Raw genomic sequence first — 10086 nt, 5'->3', positions numbered from 1 at the left:
CATCTCCTCGTCCAGCTCGCCCACCCGGGAGCCGGTCGTGCCGGAGGCGCGCGAAACAGACACGTCCCCGACGAGGAAGACGCCGAACAGGCCCCGGTCGGGGATCGTGCCGCCGCTGGTCACCGCGAGCCGCTGCGCCCCGGGGCGCCCCCGCAGGACGCCGGCGACGCGATCCCACACCAGCCGCGGCCGCAGCTCGCCGAACTCGTCGCCGGGATAGCGCCCGGCGAGCATGTCGAGCGTCGCCTCCAGCACCGAGCGCGGCAGTGTCGCGAACGGCGCCGCGCGGCGCACGAGCGTCTCCAGCTCGTCGACCGGCCACTCGTCCATGCCGGTCATCGCGACGATCTGCTGGGCGAGCACGTCGAGGGGATTGCGGGGATAACGCAGCTCCTCGATCCGGCCCGCGCGCATCCGCTCGGCCACGACCGCGGTCTGCACCAGGTCGCCCCGGTACTTCGGGAAGATCACGCCGCGTGAGACCGCGCCGACCTGGTGCCCGGCGCGGCCGATGCGCTGGAGCCCGCCCGCGACCGACGGCGGCGACTCGACCTGGACGACCAGGTCGACGGCGCCCATGTCGATGCCCAGCTCGAGGCTGGAGGTCGCGACGACACCGGGCAGCCGCCCGGCCTTGAGCGCCTCCTCGATGCCGGCCCGCTCCTCCTTCGACACCGACCCGTGGTGCGCGCGTACGACGTCGGCCGGCGCGCCCCGCGAGGACCCGGCCTGCGCCATCATCTCGGCGGGCACGTCCTCCTCGGGGAGCCCCTCCTCGGCGCGCTCGCGGGACAGCTCGTTGAGACGCCCGCTCAGCCGCTCGGCCAGCCGCCGGGAGTTGGCGAAGACGATGGTCGAGCGGTGCGACTCGACGAGGTCGAGCACGCGCGCCTCCACGTGCGGCCAGATCGACGCGCGGTTGGGCTCCCCGGCGGCCGCCCCGGACAGGTCGTCGACCGGTTGCCCAAGCTCCGTCATGTCCTCCAGCGGCACGACGATCTCCAGCTCGACCTCTTTCTCGTGCGGCGGCTGGACCACCGTGGCGGGCCGCGGGCCGCCGAGGAACGTCGCGACCTCCTCCACCGGCCGTACGGTCGCCGAGAGCCCGATGCGCTGGGCCGGCCGCTCCAGCAGGGCGTCGAGCCGCTCCAGGGAGAGGGCGAGGTGAGCGCCGCGCTTGGTGCCCGCGACGGCGTGCACCTCATCGACGATCACGGTCTCGACGCCGCGCAGCGCCTCGCGCGCCTGCGAGGTCAGCATGAGGAACAGCGACTCGGGCGTCGTGATCAGGATGTCGGACGGCTTGGCGGCGAACCGGCGGCGCTCGTCCGCCGGGGTGTCGCCGGAGCGTACGGACACGCGCACGTCGGGCTCGGGCAGGCCCAGCCGCTGGGAGGTCTGGCGCAGCCCGGTCAGCGGTGCCCGCAGGTTGCGCTCGATGTCGACGGCCAGCGCCTTGAGCGGCGAGACGTACAGCACCCGGCAGCGGCGCCTGGGATCTTCGGGCGGCGGCGTCGTGGCGAGCCGGTCGAGCGACCAGAAGAACGCCGCGAGCGTCTTGCCCGAGCCGGTCGGCGCCACGACCAGCGTGTTGTCGCCCTGCGCGATCGCCTCCCACGCGCCGTCCTGCGCCGCCGTGGGCGCGGCGAAGGCCCCGGTGAACCAGGCGCGCGCGGCGTCGGAGAAGCGGTCGAGCGGTCTCATGCTGCCATGATGCCTCCCGGCACTGACAGGACCGGCCGCCCGATAGCGTGTGAGGGTGCGTCTAACCGTGTTCTGGGACCGGATGAACCAGCAGTTCGGCGAAAATTACGCCGAGAGCGTGGCCAAGGACTACGTCATGGCCGAGCTCGACGGCCGCACGATCGAGCAGGCACTGGCCGAGGGTATCGGCGCCAAGGAGGTCTGGCGGGCCGTCTGCGCGACGTTCGACGTGCCCCAGAAGCTGCGATGAGCATCGACCGGGCGCTCGCCGAGGCGCGGGCCGGTCTGACGCGGCTGAAGCCGCACGACGCGGCCCAGGCCGTACGCGCCGGTGCGCTCCTCGTCGATACGCGCCCGGAGTACCAGCGGCGCGTCGACGGCGACATCCCCGGCGCGATCGTGATCGAGCGCAACCACCTCGAGTGGCGGCTCGATCCCCGCAGCGGCGCCCGGATCCCCGAGGCCGCGCACGAGCGGATCCGCTGGATCGTGATCTGCGACGAGGGCTACTCCTCCTCACTCGCCGCCGCGTCGTTGCGAGTGATCGGGCTGCTCCACGCCACCGACGTCGTGGGCGGCTTCCAGGAGTGGCGCGCGGCCGGGCTGCCGGTGACGCCCGGTGCCGTACGGCCGCGGCTCGCGTCCTACGACCTCAGATGACGGCGATCGCGGTGATCAGCCCGACGGCCGCCTGCGTGGCACCCAGCAGGATCGCCGACGGCTCGAGCTTCTCCTCGGCCATCAGCCTCGCCACGTCCACGCCCAGCAGATAACGCACGATCACCGAGGCGATCAGCTGCGCGACGATGCCCACGAGACCCCACACCAGCGTCGCGATCAGCCCTTCGAGCAGCTTCCCGCCGGAGGCGAAGATCGACGCCGCCACCACCAGGCCGACGGCCCCGATGCCGCAGACGGCCAGCAGCGTCGCGTTGGCGTTCCGGTTCGTCCGGATGATCGTGGTCAGCCGGCCCGGCGTCGCCAGGTCGACCGCGAGGAACCCGATGATCAACAGCACCAGCCCGAGCGCCGTGTACGCGGCGATCGCGCCGGCGCCCTTGCCCAGAGCCGTGCCGAAGCCGTCCGAGAAAGCCAGGTACATATCGGTCTCCCTGTGAGGACTCAGTCGTCGATGCGGTGGGGTACGAAGGACGAGGTGTCATCGGTGATGAGGCCGGAGGTCTCACGGATGCCGAGGCCCGCCGACTCGTCGCCCACGACCCACGCGCCCAGCACGGGATGCTCGCCGTCGAAGTCCGGCAGCGGGCACAGCTCCTGGTAGACGAAGCCCTCCGCGCCGTACTCCCCGGTGGTCGTCGTCCGCACGCCCTCCGGCGTCACGATGCTCATGCTCGCGCCCTCGCGGCCCAGCAGCGGCTTGCGGACGTACGACGTCAGCGTGCTCGGCGTGCCCAGGAAGGCCGGCAGCAGGTTCGGATGGTCCGGGTACAGCTCCCAGAGCACGACGAGGAGCGCCTTGTTCGACAGGAGCATCTTCCAGATCGGCTCGATCCACGCCGCCCGGGGGACCTGCCGGCCGAACGGCTCGGCGACGATCCACTCCCACGGGTAGAGCTTGCAGAGCGTATGGATCTCCGCCTCGTCCAGGTCGACGAAACGCTCCTTGAGGGAGTGCCAGCCGACGTCCTCCATGGCGATCGCGCGCGCCCGGACACCGGCCTGCTCGGCCGTCTCCTGCAGGTACGCGACGGTCATGAGCTCTTCGCCGGTCTCGTCCTCGGTCGTCCAGGCGAAGTGCACGGGGGAGGGCGGGGCGATCTGCTTCCACCGGTCGACGAGCCGCTCGTGGACGGAGTTCCACTGGTCGTCGCCGGGGTACACGTCCTGCAGCCAGTACCACTGGATGATCGAGCTCTCCACGAGCGCGGTCGGGGTGTCGGCGTTGTACTCCAGCAGCTTCGCCGGGCCCTCGCCGTCGTACCGGAGGTCGAACCGTCCGTACAGGTGCGGGTCGCGCCGCCGCCACGACGCCTCGATCAGCGGGCGCACCCAGGGCGGGATGCCGAACACGTCGTACCGGCCGGTGCTTACGACGTGCTCCACCGCGGCCAGGCACATCTGGTGGAGCTCCTCGACCACCGACTCCAGCGCGAGGACCTCGTCCATGGGGAAGACGTAATGCACGGACTCGTCCCAGTACGGGCGCCGCAGGTGCTCCGGGTGGGAGGTGCGGTGGTACGCGAGGCCCTGCGACTCGATGATCTGAGCCCAGTCCGCGCGCGGGTCGCAGAACTCGCGTCGCACGCTCAGCCTCCGTGGGAGCCGGAGTGGCCGCCGAAGCCGCCGCGTGAGATCACCCGGCCGCCGCGCGAGGTGATCTTGTTGCCGCGCGGGCGGATGGTGCTGCCGCGCGAGACGTATCCGCCGTGGTAGCGGCCGCCGTAGTACCAGTAGTAGCGGCCGTACGAGCCCCCGTTGTCGCAGTAGTAGTCGGGGACGACGCGGTAGGAGCCGCCGTGGGAGTTCCAGCCGTCCACGCAGCTCGCGTTCGTGCTCGACGAGCAGGCGACGAGGGTCAGCGACAGGACGCTCAGGGCGCTCAGCTGTACGGCGCCGGAACGCATTCGCCGACCGGCGGCTTTGGGAGGCATTGCCGACGATCCTCCGATTCCAGGGGTGGTGCCCGGTAAGTGTAGAGGTGGGACGGTCGATCGGCGGGATCGGTTCAACGAATGGGAAAGCTCAGATAAAGGTCGGCCGGTTCGGCCCCCGCGGGAAGATCACTCACCTGGCCGTCGCCGGTCTCGACCACCCGCCAGGAACCGTCCGCGCGTCGTGCCAGGTCAGTGGTGATGAACCGGCAGCCCAGCGAACGCACGCAGGGTGCGACCGACTCGGTGAGGGGGCGTGGGCGTATCTCCGGAGTGTCCGGATGCGGCCCGACCAGAACCGGTTCTCCGTCGACCCACCAGACGCGCGCCTCGCCGTCTTCGTACGTCTCGAACTCGCGGATCACGATGCCGCCGGCCAGGGAGTCGCCCTGGAGCTCGACGAAACGCGAGACGACCGCGTGCAGCCGGTCGACGTCGGCGACGTCGGGCACGAAGCACGCCTCGTCCCACTCGTGCTTGCGCGACTTCACGTAGTCCTTGACGATCGCCGGGCCCTTGGGGAGCGGGCGTACGAGCTGGGCCAGGCGATCCTTGTCCGGAGGCGCGCCGGGACGGGTCGGCAGCCACACGCTCGCAGGGGTGACGCCGGCGAACGTGTCGTACCAGCCCGGCAGCTCGTGCGCCTTCTGGTAGCCGTCCGGCGGCACCGCCATCGTGACCCTGCGCGCGCCGAGCGCGGAGGCCAGCGCGGTGTACTGCACGGACGTCATCATCCATCCGCGGTACCAGACCGTGCCGAGGTCGCGGGGGACACGGTGTACGGCCATGGCCGCGTCGCCCTGCTGGAGGGCGTCGTGGTCGATGAGCGCGATGGATCCGCCGAGCGCGCGCACGGACTCGGCCTCCCGCGCGAAGTGTTCGTCGACCCGCCGGGGGTTGAGCGGGTCGGCGCACATGAGAATGGTGACCGGCATGATCCTGCGCCTCAGCGTAAGCCAAGTTCACCGGACTTTCTGAGTGTCTGACCATGATCGAACACGTGTTCGGCTAGAGTTGTCCGCAACGGGCGGCGTAATCCACAACGGTGGCCCGGACTCTCGAAAACTGTCGGTGCGGCCCCGTAACGTCGCACCCGTCAACATCAGTCACCGACTTCACAGGGACACCTCACATGGCAGCAAACGATCGCGAGAAGGCCCTCGAGGCGGCGCTCGCCCAGATCGAGCGGCAGTTCGGTAAGGGTTCCGTCATGCGGCTGGGCCAGGAGGGCCGCCCTCCGGTCGAGGTGATCCCGACCGGCTCGATCGCCCTCGACGTGGCCCTCGGCATCGGCGGCTATCCGCGCGGCCGCGTCGTCGAGATCTACGGCCCCGAGTCCTCCGGTAAGACCTCGCTCGCGCTCCACGCGGTGGCGAGCGCGCAGAAGAACGGCGGCATCGCCGCGTTCGTCGACGCCGAGCACGCGCTCGACCCCGAATACGCGAAGAAGATCGGTGTCGACATCGACGCGCTCCTGGTCTCCCAGCCCGACACGGGCGAGCAGGCGCTGGAGATCACCGACATGCTGATCCGCTCCGGCGCGATCGACGTCGTGGTCATCGACTCCGTCGCCGCCCTCGTGCCGCGCGCGGAGATCGAGGGCGAGATGGGCGACAGCCACGTCGGCCTCCAGGCCCGCCTCATGTCGCAGGCGCTCCGCAAGCTCACCGGCGCCATCAACCAGACCAAGACCACGGCGGTCTTCATCAACCAGCTGCGCGAGAAGGTCGGCGTCATGTTCGGCTCGCCGGAGACGACCACGGGCGGCAAGGCGCTGAAGTTCTACGCGTCGGTCCGGCTCGACGTGCGGCGCATCGAGACGATGAAGGACGGCACCGACGCCGTCGGTAACCGCACCCGCGTCAAGGTCGTGAAGAACAAGATGGCGCCGCCGTTCAAGGTCGCCGACTTCGACATCCTGTACGGCGTGGGCATCAGCCGTGAGGGCGGCCTCATCGACATGGGCGTCGAACACGGCTTCGTCCGCAAGTCGGGCGCTTGGTACACCTACGAGAGCGACCAGCTCGGCCAGGGCAAGGAGAACGCCCGCACCTTCCTCCGGGAGAACCCCGACCTCGCCAACGAGCTGGAGAAGAAGATCAAGGAGAAGCTCGGGGTGGGCCCGAAACTCGACGCCGACCCGACGGCACCTCTGGCGGAGGCCCCTGCCACGCCCCCGACGGCCGCCGCGGGCGCGCCGGCGGGCAAACCCGCCCCGGCCAAGCGCGGCTCCAAGAACACCCCGAAACCCGGCGACGCCTGAGCCCCAGCGACCTGCCTCCCCGGCCAGCCTGAGCCCACCGAGGCCCGATGACTGAGCGCCGCACTGGCGAGCGCCGCTTCGGCAAGAGCTGGCCCGGCGAGGGCTGGTCCGGAGAGGGTTGGCGCGGTGAGGTCGAGACAGCGAGGGCCGGTTCAGCGAGAACCGGTCCGGCGAGGTCGAGATGGCAAGGGTCGGTCCGGCGAGGTCGAGACGGCAAGATCTGGGGCGGTGAGAACCGGTCCGGTGACGTCGGGTCGGTGAGGGCTGGTGCGGTCAGGTCGAGACGGCAAGGGCCGGTGCGGCGAGAGCCGGTCCGGCGACGTCGAGACAACGAGAGCTGGTCCGGCGAGGGACGGCAAGGGCCGGTGCGGCGAGAGCCGGTCCGGCGACGTCGAGACAACGAGAGCTGGTCCGGCGAGGTCGAGACAGCGAGGGCCGGTGTGGCGAGAGCTGGGCTGGCGAGGTCGGGCGGCGAAGGCCGGTCCAGCGAGGTCGAGATGGCAAGGGTCGGTCCGACGAGGTCGAGACGGCAAGGCCTGGTCCGGTGAGAACCGGTCTGGAGACGTCGAGGCGGTGAGCGCTGGTGCGGGCAGATCGAGACGGCAAGGGCCGGTCCGGTGAGGTCGGGGTGGCGAGGGCCGGTCCAGCGAGGTCGAGACGGCAAGGTCTGGTCCGGCGAGAGCCGGTCTGGAGATGTCAGGGCGGCGATGGCTGGCCCGGCGAGGTTGGGGCGACAAGGTCTGGGGCGACGAGGGCCGGTCCGGTGACGTCGAGGCGGCAAGGTCTGGTCTGGCGAGGGCCGGTGCGGCGAGGCAAAGGCTGGGGCGGCGAGGCTTGCTCGGTCGTGACCTGGTGGGCAAGACTCGCCGAGTCTGGACCTGTCTCGGCCGGACTCGGCGCGTCGGTCCGGCGGCCAAGCCGGACGTGGCTCATCGCCGCCGAACCCGGCAGGATGGAGTCCGGCATGGCGAGTCCGGCGGGCTGTGTTCGGTCTGGGCTGAGTCCGACCCGGGCTGGGCCCGGTCCGATCCGGGCTGGGGCTGGCAGGCCTGGCCTCGATACGGTTCGGGCTCGGCAGGGCGGAGTCCGGATCGCCGGGTTCGGCGGGCTGGGCTCGGCGGACCGAGTTCGACCTTGGCCGGGCGCGGTGAGTCTGGGCTCGGTTCGGGCTCGGCAGGCTGGAGTCTGGCCTGGCGGGATCGGTGAACTGCGTTCGGCCCAGGGCTGGGCCGGAGAGTCTGGCCTTAGTACGGGCCAGGCTCGGCGTGGGCGAGTATGGCTTGCCGAGGTCGGCAGGCTGTGTTCGGCACGGGCCAGGGCTGGCGAGGCTGAGCTCGGCGAATCCGGGCTCGGCACAGTATGGGCACGGCACGGGCGATATGGCTCGGGCCGGGAATGACGGGGCCCTAAGGCCTCCTGGCGGGTGGCGGCGTCGCGTCCCGCACCGGGTCGACACCGGTGTGGGCACCTTCCCCGGCGGCGTCGCCCCCGCTCAGGAGTTTCGGCGTGAGTGATGCCGGGCCGTGCTGCCGGCGCCTGGTCCGGCGAAGACTTCGGAGGTGTCATGTCCGCAGACGAGACCGGCGCCGGGTCCGACGACTTGGACCCCGCCGATCCGGAGTCCGGCTGGACCACCGGAACCACTCCTCCTTCCGGCGAGCCGCCGCGGCCCTCGACCGGGCACACGGCGTCTGGCTGGGCCACCGGTATCACCGGCCCCGCCGGGGATCCCGGCGGCTCTCCGACCGCCCCTCTTCCGGCCGACGGGGAGGAAGGAAGCGCGGCGGCCATGCCGTACCGCGACGGCCCTGCGCCTGGACCGGGCGATCGTGCCGCGACCTCCGGGCGACGAGCAGGCGGACGGACAGGAGGGCGGACAGGCAGGCGGAAGTCCAGACGCGAAACCCGCGAAGCGCGCTCTAACCACGAGGCGGGTTCCGGTCGCGAGGCGCGTTCTGGTGGTGAGGCGCGCTTCGGCGGTGGGACAGGCTCTGGCCGTGAGGCGGGCTTCGGTGGTGAGCCGCGTTCCGGCCGTGAGTCGCGTTCCGGCCGTGAGGCGGGTTCCGGCGGTGAGGCGGGTTCCGGCGGTGAGGCGGGCTTCGGCGGTGGGGCAGGTTCCGGTCGTGAGGCGCGCTTGGGCGGTCGGGCAGGTTCCGAGGGTGAGGCGCGCTTCGGCCGTAAGGCAGGTGCTGGTCGTGAGGCGGGTTTGGGCGGTGGGGCAGGTTCCGGTGGTGAGGCGGGCTTGGACGGTGAGGCAGGTCTCGGCGGTCGGGCGGTTTCTGGTCGTGCGGGGGGTTTCGGTCGTGTGGGGGGTTCTGGTCGGGTGGGGGGCGGCTCGGCCACCGATCCGGAGGCTGAGGCGCGCGAGATCTGTCTGCGGCTGCTCAGCTTCTCGCCCCGCACGCGGGCGCAGCTCGCGGATGCGTTGCGGCGTAAGGGAATCGACGACGAGGTGGCCGAGCGGGTGCTGGGCCGGTACACCGAGGTCGGCCTGATCGACGACGTCGCCTTCGCGCGGGCGTGGGTGCAGTCGCGGCACACCGGCCGTGGACTTGCTCGGCGGGCGCTCGCGGCCGAGTTGCGGCAGCGCGGGGTCGCCGACGACACGGTCAAGGAGGCTGTCGAGGAGCTCGACCCGGAACAGGAAGAGGCCGCCGCCCGCGAACTCGTCGCCAAGCGCATGGCCGCCACCCGTGGCCTCGACCCGGTCAAGCGCACCCGGCGCATCCTCGGTGTTCTCGCCCGCAAGGGATACTCCGGCGGGCTCGCCTACCGTCTCGTCCGCGAGGCCCTCGAACAGGAGGGCATCGACGACCCCGGCGTCCCCACGGACGAATGACCGCGAACATCTGTCGGCGAACCATCGGTGAGCCGACCTCGCGCCTGTGTTCGGTCTCCGGCCTGTGTCCGGTCTCCGGTCCGCGTCCGGCTTCTGGTTCGTGTCCGGCGTCCGGTCCGCGTCCGGCCTTCGGTCCGCGTCCGGCTTCTGGTTCGTGTCCGACCTTCGGTCCGCGTCCGGCTTCTGGCTCGGATCCGGCGTCCGGTCCGCGTCCGGCCTTCGGTCCGCGTCCGGCTTTTGATTCGTTCCCGGCTTCCGGCCCGCGTGCGGGCTCTGGTTCGCGCCCGGCCTACGTTCGGCTTCCAGCTGTCGGTTTCCGGCGTTCTGGTGTGAGCAGCAATTCCTGCTCACACCAGAACGCCGGGAGCGAAGGTAGGGCCGCGAGACGCCCGCGTTCGGCCCCGGCTGCCACCGGCGAGGGCCGTGTATCTCTCTTGCGGAGGATCGCCGTATCGTCGAGACCGGCGGGAGGCGGCGCATGCCATCCTTCTCACTGTCCGTCGTCCGGTGGTCGCCATCCGTCGCTCGTCGTCGGCGGTTGCGGGCCTGGGCGTCTCATCTCCGGGGGCGTCCTGCCGCCGTCGTACGACGGCCTGGCCGGTGACGGGTCGTCCGGGAGCCACGAGCGTAACGGCACTGACCTGCGGCAATGTCGGGGCCTCGGGACG

The 10086-nt window shown here is 71.3% G+C and carries 9 protein-coding genes; 4 read left to right on the top strand and 5 right to left on the bottom strand.

All coding sequences use genetic code 11. The annotated features are described in order from the left end of the window. Positions 1–1704 (bottom strand): DEAD/DEAH box helicase (locus ACFFNX_RS13975; RefSeq protein ID WP_378200664.1); only part of this gene is annotated, 1704 nt, incomplete at its 3' end. Between the two features lie 55 nt (positions 1705–1759). On the opposite strand from ACFFNX_RS13975, the gene ACFFNX_RS13970 reads away from it, so the two are divergent. Both ACFFNX_RS13970 and ACFFNX_RS13965 read left to right on the top strand, forming a co-directional pair. Continuing rightward, positions 1760–1954, top strand: coding sequence for a DUF3046 domain-containing protein (locus ACFFNX_RS13970; protein ID WP_378200661.1), 195 nt, complete (start codon positions 1760–1762; stop codon positions 1952–1954). After that, positions 1951–2364 carry a rhodanese-like domain-containing protein gene (locus ACFFNX_RS13965; RefSeq protein WP_378200658.1) on the top strand — a complete coding sequence of 138 codons (414 nt, stop codon included), beginning with the start codon at positions 1951–1953 and terminating at the stop codon, positions 2362–2364. The genes ACFFNX_RS13970 and ACFFNX_RS13965 overlap by 4 nt, the downstream gene beginning before the upstream one ends. Here the strand turns inward: ACFFNX_RS13965 and ACFFNX_RS13960 are convergent. The 4 genes from ACFFNX_RS13960 to ACFFNX_RS13945 form a co-directional block, all read right to left on the bottom strand. After that, positions 2357–2806, bottom strand: a complete 450-nt coding sequence (locus tag ACFFNX_RS13960; RefSeq protein WP_378200655.1) for a DUF350 domain-containing protein — start codon at positions 2804–2806, stop codon at positions 2357–2359. The two genes, ACFFNX_RS13965 and ACFFNX_RS13960, sit on opposite strands and share 8 nt — an antisense overlap. A 20-nt stretch (positions 2807–2826) precedes the next feature. Beyond that, entirely contained in the window at positions 2827–3969 is a 1143-nt protein-coding gene (locus ACFFNX_RS13955) for a glutathionylspermidine synthase family protein (RefSeq protein ID WP_378200652.1), read from the bottom strand. Between the two features lie 2 nt (positions 3970–3971). Continuing rightward, on the bottom strand, positions 3972–4289 hold the full coding sequence (locus ACFFNX_RS13950; RefSeq protein ID WP_378200649.1) for a hypothetical protein: 318 nt from the start codon (positions 4287–4289) through the stop codon (positions 3972–3974). 101 nt (positions 4290–4390) lie between these two features. Then, positions 4391–5251, bottom strand: a complete 861-nt coding sequence (locus ACFFNX_RS13945; protein ID WP_378200646.1) for an ATP-grasp domain-containing protein — start codon at positions 5249–5251, stop codon at positions 4391–4393. Positions 5252–5448: 197 nt separating this feature from the next. Here ACFFNX_RS13945 and recA point away from each other — a divergent pair, with 197 nt between their 5' ends. After that, entirely contained in the window at positions 5449–6579 is a 1131-nt protein-coding gene (recA, locus tag ACFFNX_RS13940) for a recombinase RecA (RefSeq protein ID WP_378200643.1), read from the top strand. A 2323-nt stretch (positions 6580–8902) separates the two neighbouring features. Further along, the gene (locus ACFFNX_RS13935; protein WP_378200640.1) at positions 8903–9418 is read left to right on the top strand and encodes a regulatory protein RecX; all 516 of its coding nucleotides are present in this window, start codon (positions 8903–8905) and stop codon (positions 9416–9418) included. Positions 9419–10086 lie beyond the last annotated feature (668 nt).

This window comes from Actinoallomurus acaciae (genome assembly GCF_042429965.1).
GTDB lineage: Bacteria > Actinomycetota > Actinomycetes > Streptosporangiales > Streptosporangiaceae > Actinoallomurus > Actinoallomurus acaciae.
Note: the sequence above shows the minus strand (reverse complement) of the source record. Positions and strands in the feature narration are given on the sequence as shown.

What these genes read in the sequence shown, in the direction of transcription:
- ACFFNX_RS13950 (WP_378200649.1), bottom strand. Translation starts at nt 4,289, where the DNA reads ATGCGTTCCGGCGCCGTACAGCTGAGCGCCCTGAGCGTCCTGTCGCTG.
- ACFFNX_RS13965 (WP_378200658.1), top strand. Translation starts at nt 1,951, where the DNA reads ATGAGCATCGACCGGGCGCTCGCCGAGGCGCGGGCCGGTCTGACGCGG.
- ACFFNX_RS13945 (WP_378200646.1), bottom strand. Translation starts at nt 5,251, where the DNA reads ATGCCGGTCACCATTCTCATGTGCGCCGACCCGCTCAACCCCCGGCGG.
- ACFFNX_RS13960 (WP_378200655.1), bottom strand. Translation starts at nt 2,806, where the DNA reads ATGTACCTGGCTTTCTCGGACGGCTTCGGCACGGCTCTGGGCAAGGGC.
- recA (WP_378200643.1), top strand. Translation starts at nt 5,449, where the DNA reads ATGGCAGCAAACGATCGCGAGAAGGCCCTCGAGGCGGCGCTCGCCCAG.